The sequence below is a fragment of the Serinibacter arcticus genome (assembly GCF_003121705.1).
Lineage (GTDB): Bacteria > Actinomycetota > Actinomycetes > Actinomycetales > Beutenbergiaceae > Litorihabitans.
The window spans coordinates 4,017,929-4,039,576 of record NZ_PYHR01000002.1; the positions used below are offsets into that span (position 1 = coordinate 4,017,929).

A 21,648-nucleotide genomic window follows, 5' to 3' on the forward strand; every position below is an offset into this window, starting at 1 on the left:
GTGATCGGCGTGATCTCGCGGCAGAACGGGTGTCCGGGTGGCGCGGCCAGCTGAGCAGGCGAGGAGCGAAGCCGCAGGATTCCGCCGTTTTGCCAGGTCAGCAACCCTGACGTAATGTTCTTGTCACACGGGGAAGCGAGCCGGACCGAGAGGGCCGGGGCTGACCGTGAATCCCAAGCGAAGAGCCGCTGAAGCGGTTCCACTGTCGCGGGGTCACCCTTGAGCTGGATCTGGTCAGGCCGTTGGTTTGACGGAGTGGCTTGGGGGGTGTAAGTTGGAGAAGTTGCCCCGGTTGGTCCGGGCCCCAGGGTTTGGGGTGTGGATGGACTGGTGTGGTGTGTTGTTTGAGAACTCAACAGTGTGTTTGTGAACTTGATGCCATTTGTTGGCCGGGTTCTGTGGCGCGGTCCTTCGGGGCATGCGTTGTGGGGTTTGGTTGACTGTTTTTGTTTTGCCGGGCGTCATGGCTTCCTTTGGGGGGTTGTGGTTGTTCGGGTTTTTGCTTGGATCATTGTCGTTAAATGATTCCCGTCGTGCTTTCGGGTGTGGTGGGGTTAGTTTTTGACGGAGAGTTTGATCCTGGCTCAGGACGAACGCTGGCGGCGTGCTTTACACATGCAAGTCGAACGATGATGGGGTGCTTGCATTCCTGATTAGTGGCGAACGGGTGAGTAACACGTGAGTAACCTGCCCCAGACTCTGGGATAACTCCGGGAAACCGGGGCTAATACTGGATATCACTTCCTGATGCATGTCGGGTTGTTGAAAGGGTTTCTGGTCTGGGATGGGCTCGCGGCCTATCAGCTTGTTGGTGGGGTGAAGGCCTACCAAGGCGATGACGGGTAGCCGGCCTGAGAGGGTGACCGGCCACACTGGGACTGAGACACGGCCCAGACTCCTACGGGAGGCAGCAGTGGGGAATATTGCACAATGGGCGAAAGCCTGATGCAGCGACGCCGCGTGAGGGATGACGGCCTTCGGGTTGTAAACCTCTTTCAGTAGGGAAGAAGCTTTCGGGTGACGGTACCTGCAGAAGAAGCGCCGGCTAACTACGTGCCAGCAGCCGCGGTAATACGTAGGGCGCAAGCGTTGTCCGGAATTATTGGGCGTAAAGAGCTCGTAGGCGGTTTGTCGCGTCTGCTGTGAAATCCCCAGGCTCAACTTGGGGCGTGCAGTGGGTACGGGCAGACTAGAGTGCGGTAGGGGAGACTGGAATTCCTGGTGTAGCGGTGGAATGCGCAGATATCAGGAGGAACACCGATGGCGAAGGCAGGTCTCTGGGCCGTTACTGACGCTGAGGAGCGAAAGCATGGGGAGCGAACAGGATTAGATACCCTGGTAGTCCATGCCGTAAACGTTGGGCACTAGGTGTGGGGTCTGTTTCCACGGATTCCGCGCCGTAGCTAACGCATTAAGTGCCCCGCCTGGGGAGTACGGCCGCAAGGCTAAAACTCAAAGGAATTGACGGGGGCCCGCACAAGCGGCGGAGCATGCGGATTAATTCGATGCAACGCGAAGAACCTTACCAAGGCTTGACATACTTGAGAAGCCACCAGAGATGGTGGTCTCTTTGGACACTCATGTACAGGTGGTGCATGGTTGTCGTCAGCTCGTGTCGTGAGATGTTGGGTTAAGTCCCGCAACGAGCGCAACCCTCGTCCTATGTTGCCAGCACGTGATGGTGGGGACTCATAGGAGACTGCCGGGGTCAACTCGGAGGAAGGTGGGGATGACGTCAAATCATCATGCCCCTTATGTCTTGGGCTTCACGCATGCTACAATGGCCGGTACAAAGGGCTGCGATACCGCGAGGTGGAGCGAATCCCAGAAAGCCGGTCTCAGTTCGGATTGGGGTCTGCAACTCGACCCCATGAAGTCGGAGTCGCTAGTAATCGCAGATCAGCAATGCTGCGGTGAATACGTTCTCGGGCCTTGTACACACCGCCCGTCAAGTCATGAAAGTCGGTAACACCCGAAGCCAGTGGCCCAACCTCTTGTAGGGGGGAGCTGTCGAAGGTGGGATTGGCGATTAGGACTAAGTCGTAACAAGGTAGCCGTACCGGAAGGTGCGGCTGGATCACCTCCTTTCTAAGGAGTCAACGTTGGCTGCTCACTTTCTTCTGCACTGCTTGTTCGTGCTCGCTCGTTGATGCTTCCTGCTGTGGTGGGGGGTGGAGGGTTGAGCTGTTCGGGGTGTGGGGTGTGGGTGGCAGGTCGAACATCATCATCTCGATGGTGGGGTTGCCTGTGACTCTTGGGTGGAACATCAGGTTCACTCTTTCATCGTGTCTGGTCTGCCGGCTCCTTCAATGGGGGGTCTGGGGGGCTGGGGCTGCGGTGGGGGGCACACTGTTGGGTCCTGAGGCAACACACGGGTTGTGCTGGTGGTGACGCTGGCGCGGTCGGGTGGTTGTTTCTGGCCCTCGCTGTCACTGGTCATCTCTGTTGGGGTGGGTGGTGGTGGTGGGTGGGGTTGGTTGTTTGAGAACTGCACAGTGGACGCGAGCATCTTTGATCTTTTGTGGTCAAGTGTTTAAGAGCAAACGGTGGATGCCTTGGCATCAGGAGCCGAAGAAGGACGTTGTGGCCTGCGATAAGCCTCGGGGAGTTGGCAAACGAGCTGTGATCCGAGGATTTCCGAATGGGGAAACCCCGCACGAGTCATGTCGTGTGACCTGCACCTGAATATATAGGGTGTGTGGAGGGAACGCCGGGAAGTGAAACATCTCAGTACCGGCAGGAAGAGATATTCCGTGAGTAGTGGCGAGCGAAAGCGGATCAGGCTAAACCGTGTGCGTGTGATACCCGGCAGGGGTTGCGCATGCGGGGTTGTGGGACCTTACTAGCACTGCTGCCGCAAGTGCGAAGGAGTTACAAAAGCGTGTCATAGTCGAACACTCTTGAACGGGTGGGGATACAGGGTGCGACCCCCGTAGACGAAATGGCATGGTCTTCTGTGAGTGTTCCCGAGTAGCACGGGGCCCGTGAAATCCCGTGTGAATCTGGCAAGACCACTTGCTAAGCCTAAATACTACCTGATGACCGATAGCGGACAAGTACCGTGAGGGAAAGGTGAAAAGTACCCCGGGAGGGGAGTGAAATAGTACCTGAAACCGTTTGCTTACAATCCGTCGGAGCCTCCCTAGTTGGGGTGACGGCGTGCCTTTTGAAGAATGAGCCTGCGAGTTAGTGGTACGTGGCGAGGTTAACCCGTGTGGGGAAGCCGTAGCGAAAGCGAGTCCGAATAGGGCGATTCAGTCGCGTGCTCTAGACCCGAAGCGAAGTGATCTACCCATGGGCAGGTTGAAGCGCGGGTAAGACCGTGTGGAGGACCGAACCCACCAGGGTTGAAAACCTGGGGGATGACCTGTGGGTAGGGGTGAAAGGCCAATCAAACTTCGTGATAGCTGGTTCTCCCCGAAATGCATATAGGTGCAGCGTTGCGTGTTCCTTGCCGGAGGTAGAGCTACTGGATGGCCGATGGGCCCTACCAGGTTACTGACGTCAGCCAAACTCCGAATGCCGGTAAGCCAGAGCGCAGCAGTGAGACTGTGGGGGATAAGCTTCATAGTCGAGAGGGAAACAGCCCAGATCACCAGCTAAGGCCCCCAAGCGTGTGCTAAGTGGGAAAGGATGTGGAGTTGCCCAGACAACCAGGAGGTTGGCTTAGAAGCAGCCACCCTTGAAAGAGTGCGTAATAGCTCACTGGTCAAGTGATTCCGCGCCGACAATGTAGCGGGGCTCAAGCACACCGCCGAAGCTGTGGCATTCACACTGTAGACAAGCCTTCGTGGTTCAGTCGTGTGGATGGGTAGGGGAGCGTCGTGTGGGCAGTGAAGCTGCGGAGTGATCCAGTGGTGGAGCCTACACGAGTGAGAATGCAGGCATGAGTAGCGAAAGACGGGTGAGAAACCCGTCCGCCGAATGACCAAGGGTTCCAGGGCCAGGTTAATCCGCCCTGGGTAAGTCGGGACCTAAGGCGAGGCCGACAGGCGTAGTCGATGGACAACGGGTTGATATTCCCGTACCGGCGAAGTACCGCCCATACCGAGCCCGGTGATACTAACCACCCAATCCTTCCCACCGTGACCTTCGGGTTGCATCGGGTAGGGGCGCGTGGGACCTGAACCGGTAGTAGGTAAGCGTATTAACAGGGGTGACGCATGAAGGTAGCCAGTTGGAGCGATGGTTGACTCCTTCCAAGCCCGTAGGACGCATGATAGGCAAATCCGTTGTGCATACAGTCCGAGAGGTGATGGTGACCGCGAACGCGGGAATATGGTGATCCTATGGTGCCAAGAAAAGCCTCGACGCGAGGTACTAGCCGCCCGTACCCCAAACCGACTCAGGTGGTCAGGTAGAGAATACTAAGGCGATCGAGACAATCGTGGTTAAGGAACTCGGCAAAATGCCCCCGTAACTTCGGGAGAAGGGGGGCCCGGAGCGTGATCCACACTTGCTGTGGTGAGCGTGCAAGGGCCGCAGAGACCAGGGAGAAGCGACTGTTTACTAAAAACACAGGTCCGTGCGAAGTCGCAAGACGATGTATACGGACTGACGCCTGCCCGGTGCTGGAAGGTTAAGAGGACCGGTTAGCCGCAAGGCGAAGCTGAGAATTTAAGCCCCAGTAAACGGCGGTGGTAACTATAACCATCCTAAGGTAGCGAAATTCCTTGTCGGGTAAGTTCCGACCTGCACGAATGGCGTAACGACTTCTCCGCTGTCTCAACCGCGAACTCGGCGAAATTGCACTACGAGTAAAGATGCTCGTTACGCGCAGCAGGACGGAAAGACCCCGGGACCTTTACTATAGCTTGGTATTGGTGTTCGAAACGGCTTGTGTAGGATAGGTGGGAGACTGTGAAACCTTTACGCCAGTAGGGGTGGAGTCGTCCTTGAAATACCACTCTGGTCGTTTTGGACATCTAACTTCGGTCCGTGATCCGGACCAGGGACAGTGCCTGGTGGGTAGTTTAACTGGGGCGGTTGCCTCCCAAAATGTAACGGAGGCGCCCAAAGGTTCCCTCAGCCTGGTTGGCAATCAGGTGTCGAGTGTAAGTGCACAAGGGAGCTTGACTGTGAGACTGACAGGTCGAACAGGGACGAAAGTCGGGACTAGTGATCCGGCGGTGGCTTGTGGAAGCGCCGTCGCTCATCGGATAAAAGGTACCCCGGGGATAACAGGCTGATCTTGCCCAAGAGTCCATATCGACGGCATGGTTTGGCACCTCGATGTCGGCTCGTCGCATCCTGGGGCTGGAGTCGGTCCCAAGGGTTGGGCTGTTCGCCCATTAAAGCGGCACGCGAGCTGGGTTTAGAACGTCGTGAGACAGTTCGGTCCCTATCCGCTGCGCGCGCAGGAAACTTGAGAAGGGCTGTCCTTAGTACGAGAGGACCGGGACGGACTAACCTCTGGTGTGCCAGTTGTTCCGCCAGGAGCACTGCTGGTTAGCTACGTTGGGAAGGGATAACCGCTGAAAGCATCTAAGCGGGAAGCCTGCTTCAAGATGAGGTTTCCATCACTCCTTGAGAGTGGAGAGGCTCCCAGTAGACCACTGGGTGATAGGCCGGAAGTGGAAGCGGGGACTAAAGACCCGTGGAGCTGACCGGTACTAATAAGCCGATCACTTCACCACACCAACAAGCTCAAAATATGTTGCGACGCGTCCACTGTGCGGTTCCCGAACCACCAACACACCCCCGACCCGGGTACTGCCTGGGTTGGGTGGGGTTGTGTTTGACAGTTCGACAGAGTTACGGCGGCCATAGCGAGGCGGGAAACGCCCGGCACCATTCCGAACCCGGAAGCTAAGCCCCTCAGCGCCGATGGTACTGCCCTGGAGACGGGGTGGGAGAGTAGGACACCGCCGAACACCCATTCGAAAGGCCCCACCCGCAAGGGTGGGGCCTTTCGCCATTCCCGGGCAGGTTCACCGGACGCCCAGCCCGGTGGTCACCCTGTCCTGAGTGCTGACTTCCTGCCGCCCCCACCGGCGTGTCACCGGCAGCAACTCAGCACTCAGCGGGCGAGGGCGAGCTTCGGCCTTGCTGCTGAGTGCTGACTTTCTGCCGCCACCACCGGCGTGTCACCGGCAACAACCCAGCACTCAGCGGGGGTGGGGCTCGGGCCGCTCAGCGGGTCGGATCGGATGGCTCTGGTTAGGGTGGAGCTTCCCCGTCCTTGGAGGCCTGTCGCATGCTTCGCGTCACCGTGAGTGGTTCCGGTGCTCCGCGCGTGGTCCTCGGACCGGGGGAGACGTTACTGATCGGTCGGGCACCCGACCAGGCGCTGCCGGATCGCGATCCGTCCGAGCAGCTGCGTATCACCGCGCTCGCCCTGCCCCGGGTCGCCGCCCACGTGTCCCGTCTTCTCGGTGAGGTCGCCGTGGGGGAGGAGGTCGTGCGGCTGCGCTGGCACGGCAGCACCGGTGCCCAGCTCTCCAGCCTGTTCGACGCCCCCGGGGGAGCCCGCCGCGTCACCCTGTCCGACGGCATGGTGGCTCTTCTGGACGAGGGGGACAACCAGCTGCTCGTCCTCCAGGGCCGGCAGCAGTCCGACCGCACGTTCACCGATCTGCTGGTCTCGATCGACGTCGAGCTCGTCGACGCCCCCGCCGTCGGGCAGCCGTGGGTCCCGCAGCCGGACCCCGACTCCGCCCCCACCACGGAAGCACCACGGCTCGAGCCGTGGTCGCGCGAGTGGTACGTCGCCCTCGCGCTCGCCGAGCCCTGGTTGAGCGGCGACGACGACTACCCGCGCCCCGCGTCGAACCGGGAGATCTACGAGCGGATCCTGGCCTGGCGAGGCCACGCGTGGAACCTCGAGCGGGCCCAGCGGGTCGACGACGCCATCAGGGTCGTCGCCCGGATGGCCTTCGGGGTGGCGGACGACCCCTTCACCCAGGGGTCGGGACGCGTCCAGAACGTGCGCTTCGCCGTCGGGCGTCGGTCCGCCGAGGTGCAGCTCGTGACCGCCGCCGATCTGGGCGCCGTCCTGACCGCCCAGGCCCGCGGCGAGGGGCTGCGCCCCGACACCGCCTCCTGACGCGCCGGCCGACCTGACGAGGTCGGCGAGGGCGTCCCTGCTCCACCAGCCCCACCCGAGCCCCTCGCTCGGCGCCCCGTGCGCCGGACGAGGGGCTCGTCGTCGTTCCGGGGCTCCCTGGGTGGGCGGTCGGCGGCCCACGCGGCGGAACCTTCCACCCCCTCCGGGCTCCCGTCGTCGACCCCTGTCTGCCTAGCGTGCACAGCACACGTTCACCACGGCGAGAGGCAGAGACATGTACGACAGAAGCACCTTCTACGGCATCGACCCGGAGTACTCCCGCAACGCCTCCCGGGGCATGGAGCAGGGCTCCTCGGACCTGGGGAGCCTGGTCGGCTCCATCTCGGCGATGCTCGACTCGATCACCTGGGAGGGCGCCGGCGCCAAGCGGTTCCTCGGCGACTGGAACGGGTCGCTGCGCCCCGAGCTGCAGGCCGTCACCGAGTCCCTCGCGGACTCCGCCCACGAGCTGCGCGTGCGCGCCGAGATGCAGGAGCAGGCCTCCAGCTAGGCGGAACCTTCCACCCCCCGAACGCTCGCGGACGGGGCAGGCGCCGACCTAGCGTCGACGTCATCAGCACCGGCGGGACCACCGCCCAGCAGCACACCACGAACGACAGACACGGAGAGGAGGCGGGGAGATGACCTTCCAGGGAGCAGACGTCAGCGCACTCGACAGGATCGCCAACACCTGCCAGGAGGGGGCCGACTTCGCCCAGCAGGTCGTCGTCGCCCTGAAGGTCGTCGTCGCCGCGCTCAAGGCGATGTCCTGGACGGGGTGGGCGGCCGCCTACGCGGCCTACCTCGAGGCCACGGTGATCCCGTGGGTCCAGGCGACCGGCAAGTACCTCGCGAACGCGGCACGGATGCTGTCGATGGTCTCGCAGATCCAGAAGTCCACCAGCGAGGACTCCCCGACCATCACCATTCCGCGCGGCAGCTACACGCCGGTGACGATGCCGACCCAGACGGCCACGAACCCGCCGCAGCTCAGCGTGCCCGAGGTCCGGATCACCGTGTCCGTCACGGGGACCGGGTCGACGGGTGGCGGCGCGGCCGTGTCCACGCCGACGGCGATCGGCGGCGCCGGTCAGGCTCCGGGCGCCGGCGGCCCGGGGGCGGGCGCCGTCGGCGGTGAGGCTGCGGTCACCACCCCGGTGGCTCCGGCCGTCGGTGCCGGTGCCGGGGCGGGAACGGCCGGCGCGACCGGCGGAGGGGACGGCTCCTCGATCGGGGGCTCCCTCTCCCGGGCCGGCGAGGCGATCTCGACCATCGGACGAGGGATCACCGGGATCGGTGACGGCGTCTCCCAGATCGGCGCGGGGATCGACCAGATCCGCAGCGGCATCGACCAGCTCACCGGCTCCTCGAGCGGCAGCGGCTCGGGCGGGGTCGTCGGCGGCGGCAGCGGCGCCACGGCTCCCCAGATCGGTGCCGGTGGCCTGGGTCAGCTCGGTGCCGGAGCGATCGGTGCCGGGGTCGGCGCGATCGGCGCCGGCGGCACCGCGCTCGGTGGGCTGACGTCCGGCTCGGCGTTCCAGCTGCCGTCCGGCGGCGGGGGACTGGGGTCCGGCGGCCTGGGGCTCTCGAGCCCCGGATCCTCCGGAGGCACGTCCCTGCCGGTCTCGGCGCCGCAGCTGTCCTCGCTCGGCGGGGCCGGGATCGACTCCGCGTCGTTGGGTGCCGGTACGGGCTCCGAGGGCACCGGCGAGGTGTCCCCGGCGGGCACCGGGACCGGTGGCGGCTCCGGCGGAGCCACCGGCGGCGGGACGGGCGGCGGCTCCGGCGGCGGGACCGGAAGCGCCGGCACCGGATCGGGCGCCGAGCTCGGTGGTGCGAGTGGCGCCACCGGCGACGACGGCGCAGCAGCCTCGGGCGAGCCCCTCGCCGCGGCACCGGTCGAGCAGGCCGCCACGGCGACCTCGGTCGGCACACCGTCCTCGATCGACCCGCCGGTCTCGGCGTCCCTCACGTCCGGCTCGCTCGCCGACCGGGCCGACGGGCTGCCCGCCTCGTCGCTCGCGGCGCCGATCGGTCTCGCCGGGCTCGGGGCCGCCGGCCTCGCCGCCCTGCGGGGCAAGGCCGCCAAGGCCGACGAGGGCGCGCTCGCCCCGAGACCCTCTGACCGCACGACCGGAACGACCACCAGACAGCTCGGCCAGCACAGCTCCACCGGCAGCACCAGCACTCAGCAGAACCACCACCCAGCAGCACCCCGTTCCACCAGCACCCGCCGCCCGGCACCCCGCTGATCGGCACCCCACCTCCGCCACACCCGTGGCACCGACGAAAGGACCCTCATCATGAGCACCACCGTCTACGGCATGGACATCAACGCGGCCCGCGACCTCGTCCGGGTGATGACCTCCGACGCCGACACGATCACCCAGCTCACCGCCCGTCTCTCGCAGCAGCTCGAGGGCACCCCCTGGTACGGCCCGGACGCCCAGCGCTTCCGCGGCGACTGGCAGGGCCAGTACGTGCCGGCCCTGAACAGCGTCGTCCAGGCGCTGCAGGAGAACGCCCAGCTGCTCGCCTCGCAGGCGGACGACCAGGAGCGCGCCTCCAGCTGATCGGCACCACACCGCGACGGCGGCGGTCACCCTCGGGTGGCCGCCGCCGTCGTGCGTCCCGGCACACGTGGCGGAACCTTCCACCCCCGCCCGCGTGGACGCCGGGCCCGCCCCTTCCTACTGTCGAAGCATCGAGCACGACCGCAGCGAGACGACCCGAGGAGCCCATCGTGTGGAGACTGAGCGTGGTGCCGAGCACCGAGAGCGCGCTGGACCCCGTCGACGTCGTGGTCGAGTCCGCCCCGCACGGCCGGGTCGCCGACCTCGCCGCGACGCTGGGGGAGCACCTCGCGGGCGCCGGGTCGCGCGTGCTGCTGGCGCCCGTCAGCGACGGGCGCCCGTGGCCGGCCCAGCAGCGTCTGGCCGACTCCCCGCTGCGCGACGGCGGCCTCCTCCACGTCGCCTCCGTCCCCTCCGACTGGCTGACCCGCCCGACGCGGCAGCGCCGCCCGCGCGCGCTCCTGCGCGTCGTCGCCGGCCCCGAGGCCGGTCGCACGCACGAGCTGCACGGCGACGTCGTCACGCTCGGCCGCGGCGACGTCGACGTCCGGCTCGCCGACCCCCTCGTGAGCCGCACCCACGCCCGCCTCATCCTCGGCGCAACCCCCGCCGTCGTCGACCTCGGTTCGGCCCACGGCACGCGCCTGGGGGACCGCGAGGTCGTCGGGGCCCAGCCGCTCGCCTGGGGCGAGCGCCTGCGGCTCGGCTCGACCGAGATCGTGCTCGAGCCCGCCGAGGGGACCCGGACGCCCGATGCGGAGCAGGGCGTGCTGCGTCCGCCGCGGTTCGGCTCGTCGGTCGAGGCGACGGAGCTCGACGTCCCCAGCCCGCCCGCGTCCCCGCGCAAGTCACCCTTCCCGTGGCCGATGATGCTCATGCCCGTGATGATCGGCGGCGGGATGCTCGCGATGAGCCGCAGCCCGATGTCCCTCATCTTCATGATCGGCTTCCCGCTCATGATGGCCATGACCAACCTCGTCCAGCGCCGCCAGGCGCGCAAGGAGTTCGAGGCCGAGCGCGACCTCTGGCGCGAGGACGTGCGCGGCGTGCTCACCGGCGTCGATGAGGCGGCGCAGACCCAGCGGACCAACGCGCTGGAGGACGAGCCCGACCTCGAGGCGGTCGTGGTGCGGGCCCGCACGCGCGACCACCGGCTGTGGGCGCGGCAGCAGGAGGACGACGACTTCCTCACCGTCCGCTCCGGGCTCGGGCCGCGGCCCGCGCTCGTGACGGCGAAGGCCCCCACCGGCGGCGACCGCGGCCTGCGCAGCGAGGTCGGACGTGCCCTGGCGACCCGCACCGAGCTGGCGGACCTGCCGGTCCCGCTCGAGCTGACCGCGGGCCTGACCGCCGTGACCGGCCCGGCCGAGACGGTGGACGCGTGGGTGCGCGCCGCCGTCGTGCGCCTCGCGGTGACCCACTCGCCGACCGACCTCGCCGTGACGGCGGTGCTCGGCCCGGGCCGGGCGTCGCTGGAGTCCTGGCTGCGGTGGCTGCCCCACGTCAGCTCCGCCGGGCCCGCCCCGGTCGCGGTCGGTGCCGCGGCCGGGCAGGCGCTGCTGGAGAGCCTCACCCTCGCGGCCGGCGGCGCGCAGCACACGCTGTGCCTCGTCGACGAGGGCGCCGGCCTGACCCGTCGGCACGTCGAGGCCGTGGCGCAGGCGGCGGGCGAGCGTCAGCTGCACCTGCTCTGGCTCGGCGCCCGCCGGGAGGAGGTGCCGGCGGCCACGGCACGCGTCGTCGACCTCGCGACGTCCTCGCTCGAGCACGCCCGTCGCGGCGGCACCGACGCCATCACGGAGCTCGAGGCGCTCGACCTCGCGACGGCGTGGAGCACCGCCCGCTCGCTCGCGGGCTACCGCGACGAGGCGGCCGTCGGCGCCGCCGAGGCGCTGCTGCCCCCGGCCGTCCGCCTGCCGGAGCTCACCGGTTGCGGGAGCGACGACGTCGAGCAGGTGCTCGAGCGCTGGTCCACCAGCCGCGGTCTGCGCGCGCAGCTCGGCGCGGGCACCGACGGCGCCGTGACGATCGACCTGCGCGAGGACGGCCCCCACGGCCTCGTGGCCGGCACGACCGGCGCCGGGAAGAGCGAGCTGCTGCAGTCCCTCATCGCGTCGCTCGCGGTGAACAACCCGCCGAGCCGCATCACGTTCCTGCTCGTGGACTACAAGGGCGGCGCGGCGTTCCGCGAGTGCGCCCAGCTCCCGCACACGGTCGGCTACATCACCGACCTCACGCCCGCGCTCGTCCAGCGTGCGCTGGTCTCGCTGCACGCCGAGCTCACCACCCGCGAGCACCTGCTGGAGAGGTACGGCGCCAAGGACCTCGTCGACCTCGAGCGCAGCCACCCCGAGGCCGCGCCGCCGAGCATGCTCATCTGCGTCGACGAGTTCGCCGCGCTGCTGGCCGAGGTGCCCGACTTCGTGGACGGCATGGTCTCCATCGCGCAGCGCGGACGCTCGCTCGGCATGCACATGCTGCTCGCGACGCAGCGTCCCGCCGGCGTCGTGACCCCCAGATCAAGGCCAACACCGACCTGCGCATCGCGCTCCGGGTGGCCTCGCCCGACGACTCCACCGACGTCATCGACGCGCCCGACGCCGCGCAGCTCTCGCGCCGCAACCCCGGCCGCGCCTGGCTGCGGCGCACCGGCCACGGCACCCGCGAGCTCGTCCAGGTCGCCTACGTCGGGGCGCGCGAGGTCCGCCGCGAGGCGGCCGCACCCGTCGAGGTGCGTCCGTTCGACGCGCGCGGCGGGTCCGAGGCCCTCGCGTCCTCGTCCGACGACTCCCGCCTCCACCCCCGCACCGACCTCGAACGCCTCGTCGACACGCTGACCACCGCGTTCGCCCGCACGGGCGCCACCGCCCCGCGCCGCCCCTGGCTGCCGCAGCTGCCCGCCGAGCTGCCGCTCGCCGTCGCCGACGCCGGTCGCCTCCTCGTGGGGGCGGACGCGGCGCAGGCCGCGCTGGTCGACGGCGCCGGCGCCTCCTCCGACACCCGCACGGTCGTGCCCGGTCCGGGTCAGGCGCTGCTGGGCATGATCGACTCCCCGTCCCAGCAGACGCAGGAGCCGTGGCTCGTCGACTTCGCCCGCTCCGGCCACCTGCTCGTTCTCGGCTCCTCGGGGGCCGGCAAGACGGAGCTGCTGCGCACGCTCGCCGTCGCCGTCACGGCCGGGGCCGACGTCGCCCCGCCGCTGGTCTACGGGCTCGACTGCGGTGGTGGCGGCCTGGCCGTCCTGACGCGGCTGCCGTCCGTCGGCGCCGTGGTCGTGGAGGCCCAGCGCGAGCGGGTGCTGCGCCTGGTGCGCATGCTGCACCGCACGGTCACCGACCGGAACGCGGCGATGGCCTCGCGCGGCGTCGCGGACCTCGCGGCGCTCGCGGCCACCGGCGTCGACGTGCCGCGCGTGCACGTCCTCATCGACAACCTGCCCGCGCTGCTGGAGTCCTTCGAGGGCGGCGGGTCGCTGCGTCGTCAGCACGCCGACATGCTCGTGACGATCCTGCAGGAGGGCCGCCGCGCCGGCGTGCACGTCACGGCCACGGCGCCGCAGCGCACCGGCGTCCCCGCCCCCGTGGCAGCCGCCTTCGGTCAGCGGCTCGTGATGCGGATGACCGTCCCGGACGACTACATGATGCTCGGCGTCCCCGGCACGGTGCTCGACGCCGACAGCCCCGCCGGCCGCGCGCTCCTCGGATCGCGCGAGGTGCAGGTCGCCACGATCGGCGGCGCCGGGACGCCCCTGCAGGGTGAGCGGCTGGACGCCGTCGCGAAGCAGATCGCCCGGCGCTACCCCGTGGGCGCGACGTCCGTGCCGGTGATGCCCGACCGCCTGCCGCAGTCGGCGCTGCCCGCGCCGGTGCGCGACGAGGTGAGCGTGGGCGTCGAGGAGGACATGGTCGCCCCGGTCACGCTGTCCCTGCTGGAGGGGCCGGTGCTCGTCACCGGCCGGACCCGCAGCGGCCGCACCTCCCACCTGCTCGGGCTCGCCCAGCTCGCGCGCCGCGCCCAGGAGAGCGCCTCCGACGTCGTGCTCATCGGGCCGCGGGCGGCCGCGACGGCGAGCTCGGGGCTGGGTGGGCTCGAGGGCGCCACGGTGCTCACGACGCCGGCCGAGGTCGTGGCCTGGCTCGCCGGGCCCGGCGCGCAGGCACCGGCGGGGGAGCGGGCCTGGCGTCTCGTGCTCGTCGACGACGTGCACGAGTGGGAGCGGGCCTGGGAGGCGGCCGGCGAGGAGCGCCGCGCCGTCGAGGCGCTCACGGCGTGGTCCGCCACGCTCGGCGGGCTCCGCACGGCGCTGGTCGTGGCGACCGACGCCGACGACGCCCGCACCCGCCAGCACATCCCTGGCCTCGTGCAGGCGGTGCGCCGCGGACGCCGCGGCGTGCTGCTCAGCCCCGAGATGGGGGACGGGGCACTGCTCGGCGCGCAGGTGCCGATGTCCAGCCACGAGGTGCTGACCGGGCCGGGCCGTGGTCTGCTCGTCGCAGGCGGTCGCACGCACGTGATCCACACCACGACGGCGGAGGCCGTCATGGAACAATCGACCAGCCACGGGCGGGGCGAGTCATGAGAATTCCAGGAACGAGAGGGTCGTTCGTGCGCAACCGGAAGAAGGGCGACGGGGAGCGCGGCGCCGTCGAGGTCGGCGTCGCCATGGCGGGAGCGCTGCTGATCGTCGGTGCCGTCGTCGGCAACGGCGTGGCCAGCACGCTCGTGGAGATGTCCGACGGTGCGACGTGGCTCCCCGAGGACGACCGCGGCACCGTGGTCCAGATCAACCCCGCCACCGGCGAGGCCGAGCGTCGCCTCCAGATCGCGGCTGGCGAGTCCGACCTCGAGATCGCCCAGCGCGACGGACGCCTCATCGTCACCGACCGCGCCACCGGCGAGATCACCGCGATCGACCTGAGCACGCTGCTGGCCAGCGGTCAGCGCACCGCCGCCGACCCCGACGGCACCCGCATCCTCGTGGGCGGCGGCCACGTCGCGATGGTCGAGCTGGGCGAGGGCGTCGTGCGCGCCGTCAGCCCCCTCACCATGGCCGACATCGGCACCCCGTACCGCACCGACCCGATCGCCGACGCCGCCATCGACGACTCCGGACGCGTCTGGGTGATCGGTGAGGACGGCGCGCTGCGCGAGCTGGAGTACGACGCCGACGCTCGCGAGCACCGCGTGCGCACCGACCAGGACATCGAGGCGGCCGGACCCTCCACGCGTCTGCTGCCCCACGACCGCGGCGTGACGGTCTTCGCGCCCGACCGCGGCGCCGTCGTGCAGGTGGGTGCCGGCAACGACATCACGGCGGGCGTGCCGCAGCTCGAGGGCAGCGTCGAGGCGGCGCCGCGCTCGCCGTCGGACCTCGCCCCGGCCTCGCTGCCCGAGCAGGGCCGCGTGGTCGTGCTGAGCGGGCGCTCGGTGCTCGCCGTCGACGTCGCCGCCATCGGTTGCGAGCGTCCGGCCCAGCCGCAGGTGTTCGCCGGCCGCATCTACGTGCCGTGCACCGGCGCCGGCCGGGTCGTGGTGCTCGCCGCCGACGGCACCCGGGCCGCGCCCGACATCGTCGTCCCCGGTGGGGGAGACCCCCGGATCACGGTGGACGAGGGCCGTCTGGTGGTTCACACCCGCGACGGCTCCGGCCGCTACGTGCTGGTCGACGGCGCGGGCACCACCCGCGTGGTCGAGCCCGAGGCGACCGACGTCGCCCCGGTGCCGGTCCCGGTCGACCGCCCCGTGCCGCAGCGTCCGCAGACGCCGCGCGTGCCGGCTCCGGCGCCGCCGCAGCCGAGCACCCCCGCGCCGAACCCCGGGCAGACCCTGCCGCCGGTCCCGACCGACACACCCTCGCTCCCGACCGACACCCCGTCGCTCCCGACGGACGTGCCCTCGCTCCCGACGGACACCCCGTCGCTGCCGACCGGCACCCCGACCGAGACCGGCACGCAGCCGCCGACGAGCACCGGTACGGAGGACCCGACCGGCACCGGCCCGACCTCGGGGACGGGCACCGGGACCGGGACGCCGCCGACCGGGGACTACGCGCCCCGCCGTGTGCAGGTCGCCCCCGTGGGGGACGGCACCCGCGCCAGCGTCACGTGGCAGGCCTCGCAGGTCGCGCCCGTGCGCTACCAGGTGACGGCCTCGGTGGGCACCGGCCAGGAGGTCGACGCCGACGCCGAGCTGGTCTCCGCACTGACGGGGCTGCGGTGCGGGACGGACGTGCTCGTGCGGGTCACCGCCGTGCACGAGCCCGCCGTCACCGAGCCCGTGACGCGCGAGGTCACGTACGCGACGCCCGCGTGCGAGGGGACGACACCGCCGAGCGGGCCGCCGACGTCGGATCCGCCGGAGCCCACGACGACGACCGACCCGCCTGCTCCGCCGACGACGACTGACCCGCCTGCTCCGCCGACGACGTCGGATCCGCCCGCGGCACCGCAGGCGACCGCCGCGACCAACGTGACGGCCACGCTCGTCGGGACCAACGTCCGCGTGAGCTGGACGGCCGCCACCTCCGGCGCGGACCACTACGTGGTTCAGCCGCAGGGCGGGGGCGGCGGCACGACGGCGCCGGCCGGGACGACCTCGGTCGACATCGCCCAGGCGCCGGGGCAGACGGTCTCCTACGTGGTTGTCACGCAGCTCACCGGCTCGAGCCCCGTGACCTCGGCTCCCAGCGCCCCTGTGACGACCCCCGTCCCGGCGACCGCCCCGGGCACGCCCTCCGTCTCCGTGACGGTCACGCAGCCCTCCCTGAGCCAGGTGCAGATCGACGTGTCGATCGGCGCCCCCGCCGACGGCGGCTCGGCCATCACGAACTACCGGCTCGACTACTCCGGACCCGGGGTCTCCAACACCGTCTCGCTGGGGACCCAGACCTCGTTCTCCACGACCGTGGACTGCGCGGGCCAGACGCTCTGCCGCGACGGCGGCACCGTGAGCGCCAGCGTGACGGCGACCAACGGCGTCGGCGACAGCGCCCCGGGAACGAACAGCGGCTCGCTCGCCGCCGCCCAGATCCCGCGCGACGGCGACGGGGTGCTGAGCGGCTACAGCACGGTGGAGAGCACCCACAACTTCCGCCTGACCATCGAGTACCGGCCGATCACCACCTGGTCGACCACCCCCGGCTACTGCGAAGCCTCGGCGAACGGCGGTCCGTTCGCCACCATCGACTGCGGCACGGCCCAGGTGGTCGCGACGGGGACGGGTCGCCGGAACGTCGGTGCGGACGCCAGCGCGACCGTCCGCTTCACCGGGACGGGGAGCGCCGCCGGGATCGTCGCCACCTCGTCGGCCTCCGAGACACGTCCCGGCGAGGCCTACTGCGAGCCGGGCGGCCCGTGCTACGTGATCGCCTCGCTGCCCGACACGGACGTCGAGATCGTCCCGCTCCCGTGGACGCCCCCGCAGGTCCCGAACCCGCCCGTCGTGGGCGCCGGGGTCCTGATGCTCGGCCTGGCCGGTGCGCTGCGCGTCCGTCGCGGTCGCGGCGACGCCACCGCGGACCTGGCCGCCCCCACCGACCCGACCACCCTCACCGACGCCCCCGTCGCCCGACCCACGACCCCGGAGCACCGATGACCAGTCAGGCCAGCCCGACCACGACCAGCCCCGCGGGCGTCACCGAGGCGCAGATCGCGACCTTCCGGGTGCTGCACGACCGGATCGTCGACGCCATCGAGAAGGCGCTGCGCGGCAAGCGTCCCGTCATCGAGCTCGCGGTGGTCTCGCTGCTCGCCGGCGGCCACGTGCTGCTCGAGGACGTGCCGGGCACGGGCAAGACGACCTTGGCCCGCGCCGTGGCCGCGGCGCTGGGCGGGAGCTCGCGCCGCATCCAGTTCACCCCGGACCTGCTGCCCTCCGACGTGACCGGCACCTCGGTGTTCGAGCCGAGCAGCGGTGAGGTCACGTTCCGTCCCGGCCCCGTGTTCACGCACGTCCTGCTCGCCGACGAGATCAACCGCGCCGCGGCCAAGACGCAGTCGGCCCTGCTCGAGGTGATGGCCGAGCGCACGGTGACGGTCGACGGCGTCGGGCGCCGCGTCCCCGACCCGTTCCTGGTCATCGCCACGCAGAACCCCATCGACCTCGACGGCACCTACCGCCTGCCCGAGGCGCAGCTGGACCGGTTCCTCGTGCGCGTCGAGATCGGTTATCCCGACGCCGAGCACGAGCTCGACGTGCTGCGTCCGGGAAGCTCGGCGGGTGACGTCGAGCACGTGCCGCAGGTGACGACGCCGGACGAGATCGCCGCGGCCTCGGCCGTGCTGCGCGGCGTCCACGTCGCCGAGCCGATCCTGGCCTACATCCGCGCCGTGGGGGCCGCGACCCGGGAGGAGCCCCGCGTGCGCCTCGGGGCCTCCACGCGCGGGCTGCGCGGCCTCGTCGCCGCCGCCCAGGTGTGGGCCGCGACCCAGGGGCGCCACTACGTCGTGCCGAGCGACGTCCAGCGCCTCGTGCTCCCGGTGCTCGGGCACCGGGTGATCCTCACGCGCGACGCCGTCCTCGGCGGGACGAGCACGGAGCAGGTCCTGCTCGACGTGCTCGACCGCGTCGAGGTCCCGCGTCCCGGCGCGGCCTGACCCGTGACCTCCCTGCCCGTCGACGGCGACGACCGCTGGGGTCCGCCGCGCCTGACCGCGCGCGGCGTGGTGGTGGCCTCGCTCGCCGTCCTGCTCCTCGGGGGTGGCCTCTGGGCGCGGTTCCCCTCGCTCGTGGCGCTCGGGACCGGCCTGGCCGTGCTCGTCGTCGCCTCGGTGCTGGGCGTGCTGCTCGCCGTCCCGGTCGAGGTCACGCGCAGCGTGAGCCACACCCGGGTCACCCGGCTGGCCGCCTGCACCGCCGAGATCACCGTGACCAACCTGTCCACCTGGGCCTCGGTCCAGCTCGAGGGCGACGACCTCGTCGGTGACGAGCTGCGCCCCGTCCGGCTTCCGCGCATCGCCCCGGGCGCCAGCGGCACCGGCTCGGAGGTCATCCCGACGGGCCACCGCGGTCGGGTGCGGTTCGGCCCGCTGGTGCTGCGGCGCAGCGGTGTCGCCCGGCTGGCCGTCCGCACGAGCCGGCACGGCGAGGCCACCAGCGTGCTCGTCGAACCCCGCGTGCTCGACGCCGTCGCCCTGGCCCCCGGGCTGCGTCGCGGTCACCGCGGGGCCCAGGAGCGCATCGAGCACGGCGGCACCGACCTCGTCGGCCTGCGCGAGTACGTCCCCGGCGACGACCTGCGCCGGCTGCACTGGGCCACCAGCGCGCGCCGCGGTCAGCTCATGGTCCGGCAGGACGCCGACCCGGCCCTGCCGCACCTCACGGTCCTGCTCGACGACCGGCTCGAGAGCTGGGCCGACCCCGCCGACCTGGAGGAGGGGGTCGACGTCGCGGCGAGCCTGCTCGCGACCGCCGCCTCCGTCGAGAGCCCGGGGCGGCTGCTCACGCTGGTGGGCGGGCTCGAGCTCGAGTCCACCGTGGCCGGCGGAGGTGCCGGCGCCGCGCTCGAGCGGCACGTGCGCGAGGGCCTCGCGCTCCTGCAGGCGCGGCCGGGGGTCGACGCCCGGCCGGCCGCGATGACGGGCCAGCCCGACCTGCTGGCGATCGTCACCGGCACCCGCTCCGACCTGGCTGCCCTCCTGCTCGACGCCGCGGCAGCCCCGACGGCGGTGCTCGCCGTCGTCGACCCCGACCCCGAGCGCCTCTTCTCCGCGGTGCAGGGCGTGACCGTGCTGCGCGGCCCGCGCGCCGAGGACCTCGTCCACGGCTGGCGCACGGCGGTGGCCCGATGACCGCGAGCGCGGCAGCGACCGGGGCGGCAGCGACCGGGGCGGCAGCGACCGGGGCGACGGCAACCGTCGGCACGGCCCCGCGCCGGTGGTGGATCCCCGTCTGGTCGGCCGCCCTCGTCGTGCTCGGCTGCGTCCCGCTCGGCACCGCCTACCGCGGCTGGTGGGTGCCGCTGCTGCTGGCGGGAGTCGTCGTGACCGCGTTCGCGCTGGCGACCGTCGGGTCGCTGCTGCGCCTCGCCCGCTGGGTGGTGGCCGTGGCCGGGGTGGCGCTGCTCGCCGTCGTCACCTCCACGATGGCCAGCAGCGCGCTCGTGAGCACCCCGCCCGGGGCGAGCTCCGTGCTCCCGCTGCTCGACGCGCTGCCCCGGCTCCTCACGGCGCCCCGCCCCGCGCCCGCGACCGCCGGGCTGCTGTCGCCCACCGTCCTGCTCGTGGGCGTCGTGGCGCTCGCGGTCGCCCTGGCGGTGACCCGCCGGCGCGACGCCGGTCCCGGTCGCGCCGGTTCTGCCCGCACCATCGGCGTCGCCGGCCTCGTCGGCAGCATCGTGCTCCAGGTCGCCGCCGCGCTGCTGGTCGCCGGCCAGGACCAGCAGGCCGTCCTCGTGGCGCTCGGCACGCTCCTCGTGGCCGGGCTCGGCTGGGTGCTGGCCGAGGCGCAGCCCCGGTCCGACGGCGGACGCCGGCACGGTCTCGTGCTGCCCGGCGTCGTGGCGATCGGCGCCGCGGTCACCGCCGTGCTGGCGCTCGCGCTCCCGACGGCTGGGGCCTTCGAGGCCCGTCGCTACATCACCCCACCGACGCTGCCCGCCGAGGCCGTCAACCCGGTGCCCGACGTCACGGCGTGGGTGCGGGGCGGCGAGACAGCCCTGTTCGACCTCACCGCGCACGGCACGTCGCTGCCGAACCGCGTCTCGATCGCGGTGCTGCCCGACTACGACGGCGCGACCTGGCGCCTCGACGCCCGGCTGCGGGCGCCCGGCGTCGTCGAGGACCCCGACCTCCCACCCGGCACCCGCCAGGCGGCGCTCGACCTGGAGGTCGCGGTGCGCGACCTCGGGGGCTCGTGGCTGCCGACGCTGGGCCGCGTCGAGACGGTCGAGGGGGCGGCCCCGCTGGCCGACGTCGACACGGGCACGCTCGTGCTCGCCGACGGCGACGCCCCCACCGACTACCGGCTGCGCACGGTCGTGGACGCACCCGACGACGAGGCCGCCGAGCGCGCCGGCGTGCCGGGCGCGCTGCAGGCCGCGCGCTACCTCGAGCTGCCGCGGGTCAGCGACGACCTGCGGGCCGAGGCGCTCGCGCTCACCGAGGGCTCGACGTCGCGGCTGGAGCAGGCGCGACGGCTGGCCGACGGCATCCGCCTGGACCGCGAGCTCGACGTCGCCGCCGTGAGCGGCTCGTCCTACGGACGGCTCGCGGAGTTCCTCTTCCTGCCGCTCGAGGAGGGCGGCTCGCGGGGGACCCAGGAGCAGTTCGCCGGGGCATTCGCCGTGCTCGCCCGCACGCTGGGCATCCCCTCGCGCGTGGTTGTCGGGTTCGAGGTGCCGGACGCGGTGGTGACCGACGGCGCCTCCAGCACCACGACCGTCAGCGGTGCCGACGCCTCGATCTGGGCCGAGATCTACCTCGCCGACATCGGCTGGGTCGCCTTCGACCCGAGCCCCGACGCCGCCTCGACGGCCGGCCCCGGACCCGCGGCGAGTCCGTCCGAGACGCTGGCGCCGATCGACCAGCCCGAGGAGAGCGAGCCGGACGAGCCCGAGACGCTCCGGGACGACGCCCCGGCCGCGGACAGCACCACCGGCGGCACGTCGCTCACCGGCGTCGCCGGGGTGGCGGCCGGGGTCGTGGCGGCGGGACTGCTGGGCCTGCTGGCGCTGCGGGGACGACGCCGGAGCCGTCTGCGCGGCGCCGGGGCGCGCGGCGCGTGGCAGCACGTGGCGGACGCGGCCTGGCTCGCCGGGCTCCCCTCGGGGCCCGGCGACGACGCCCGCGCGCTCGCCGGCGAGGTGGTGCGCGCCGGGGCCGATCCCGAGGTCCGCCGACTCGCGGCGTCGGCCGAGCGGGACGCGTTCGCGCCGGAGAGTCCCGGTGACCCGTCCGCCCCCGGAGCCGAGCACTGGGCCGTGGCCACCCGCGCCGCAGGGGTGCTGCGCCGGACCGTGCCCTGGCGGCAGCGGCTGTGGTGGGACGTCTCACCCTCCGTGCTGCGACGGCGGTGAGCCGCCGCTGACCGGCT

At 70.9% G+C, this 21,648-nt stretch carries 11 protein-coding genes and 3 rRNA genes; 13 read left to right on the forward strand and 1 reads right to left on the reverse strand.

Annotation, left to right across the window (positions count from 1 at the left end):
* The first annotated feature begins 561 nt into the window (after positions 1–561).
* A 16S ribosomal RNA gene (locus tag C8046_RS17865) occupies positions 562–2,088 on the forward strand.
* 8 nt (positions 2,089–2,096) lie between these two features.
* Here C8046_RS17865 and C8046_RS18215 read toward each other — a convergent pair.
* Positions 2,097–2,276: a hypothetical protein gene (locus tag C8046_RS18215; RefSeq protein WP_146197061.1), complete on the reverse strand. Its 180-nt coding sequence runs from the start codon at positions 2,274–2,276 to the stop codon at positions 2,097–2,099.
* A gap of 247 nt (positions 2,277–2,523) precedes the next feature.
* Between C8046_RS18215 and C8046_RS17870 the strand changes: the two genes are divergently transcribed.
* The 12 genes from C8046_RS17870 to C8046_RS17930 all read left to right on the forward strand — a co-directional run bounded on the left by C8046_RS17870 (position 2,524) and on the right by C8046_RS17930 (position 21,631).
* A 23S ribosomal RNA gene (locus tag C8046_RS17870) occupies positions 2,524–5,636 on the forward strand.
* Positions 5,637–5,755: 119 nt separating this feature from the next.
* Positions 5,756–5,873, forward strand: a 5S ribosomal RNA gene (gene rrf / locus C8046_RS17875).
* The 16S, 23S and 5S rRNA genes sit together here, the layout of an rRNA operon.
* A 323-nt stretch (positions 5,874–6,196) precedes the next feature.
* Complete coding sequence (locus C8046_RS17880) at positions 6,197–7,045, forward strand: hypothetical protein (protein WP_109230607.1); 849 nt, start codon at positions 6,197–6,199, stop codon at positions 7,043–7,045.
* A 235-nt stretch (positions 7,046–7,280) separates the two neighbouring features.
* Positions 7,281–7,556: a hypothetical protein gene (locus tag C8046_RS17885; RefSeq protein ID WP_109230608.1), complete on the forward strand. Its 276-nt coding sequence runs from the start codon at positions 7,281–7,283 to the stop codon at positions 7,554–7,556.
* Positions 7,557–7,686: 130 nt separating this feature from the next.
* The gene (locus C8046_RS17895) at positions 7,687–9,297 is read left to right on the forward strand and encodes a hypothetical protein (protein WP_158277263.1); all 1,611 of its coding nucleotides are present in this window, start codon (positions 7,687–7,689) and stop codon (positions 9,295–9,297) included.
* Positions 9,298–9,348: 51 nt separating this feature from the next.
* Positions 9,349–9,618, forward strand: coding sequence for a hypothetical protein (locus tag C8046_RS17900; protein ID WP_109230610.1), 270 nt, complete (start codon positions 9,349–9,351; stop codon positions 9,616–9,618).
* Positions 9,619–9,788: 170 nt separating this feature from the next.
* Complete coding sequence (locus tag C8046_RS17905; RefSeq protein WP_158277264.1) at positions 9,789–12,455, forward strand: FtsK/SpoIIIE domain-containing protein; 2,667 nt, start codon at positions 9,789–9,791, stop codon at positions 12,453–12,455.
* Between the two features lie 203 nt (positions 12,456–12,658).
* On the forward strand, positions 12,659–14,197 hold the full coding sequence (locus C8046_RS19635; RefSeq protein ID WP_235866488.1) for an FtsK/SpoIIIE domain-containing protein: 1,539 nt from the start codon (positions 12,659–12,661) through the stop codon (positions 14,195–14,197).
* A 26-nt stretch (positions 14,198–14,223) separates the two neighbouring features.
* Complete coding sequence (locus C8046_RS18220) at positions 14,224–17,211, forward strand: hypothetical protein (RefSeq protein WP_146197221.1); 2,988 nt, start codon at positions 14,224–14,226, stop codon at positions 17,209–17,211.
* Positions 17,208–18,212 carry an AAA family ATPase gene (locus C8046_RS17920; RefSeq protein ID WP_109230613.1) on the forward strand — a complete coding sequence of 335 codons (1,005 nt, stop codon included), beginning with the start codon at positions 17,208–17,210 and terminating at the stop codon, positions 18,210–18,212. The genes C8046_RS18220 and C8046_RS17920 overlap by 4 nt, the downstream gene beginning before the upstream one ends.
* A 3-nt stretch (positions 18,213–18,215) precedes the next feature.
* Complete coding sequence (locus C8046_RS17925) at positions 18,216–19,406, forward strand: DUF58 domain-containing protein (protein ID WP_109230614.1); 1,191 nt, start codon at positions 18,216–18,218, stop codon at positions 19,404–19,406.
* Positions 19,403–21,631, forward strand: a complete 2,229-nt coding sequence (locus tag C8046_RS17930; RefSeq protein WP_109230615.1) for a transglutaminase domain-containing protein — start codon at positions 19,403–19,405, stop codon at positions 21,629–21,631. Before C8046_RS17925 ends, C8046_RS17930 begins: the two co-directional genes overlap by 4 nt.
* Positions 21,632–21,648: the final 17 nt, after the last annotated feature.

Excerpts from the sequence above, each read along its gene's own strand:
- C8046_RS17885 (WP_109230608.1), top strand. The coding sequence starts at position 7,281 with ATGTACGACAGAAGCACCTTCTACGGCATCGACCCGGAGTACTCCCGC.
- C8046_RS17930 (WP_109230615.1), top strand. The coding sequence starts at position 19,403 with ATGACCGCGAGCGCGGCAGCGACCGGGGCGGCAGCGACCGGGGCGGCA.
- C8046_RS17920 (WP_109230613.1), top strand. The coding sequence starts at position 17,208 with ATGACCAGTCAGGCCAGCCCGACCACGACCAGCCCCGCGGGCGTCACC.
- C8046_RS19635 (WP_235866488.1), top strand. The coding sequence starts at position 12,659 with ATGATCGACTCCCCGTCCCAGCAGACGCAGGAGCCGTGGCTCGTCGAC.
- C8046_RS17900 (WP_109230610.1), top strand. The coding sequence starts at position 9,349 with ATGAGCACCACCGTCTACGGCATGGACATCAACGCGGCCCGCGACCTC.
- C8046_RS17880 (WP_109230607.1), top strand. The coding sequence starts at position 6,197 with ATGCTTCGCGTCACCGTGAGTGGTTCCGGTGCTCCGCGCGTGGTCCTC.
- C8046_RS17895 (WP_158277263.1), top strand. The coding sequence starts at position 7,687 with ATGACCTTCCAGGGAGCAGACGTCAGCGCACTCGACAGGATCGCCAAC.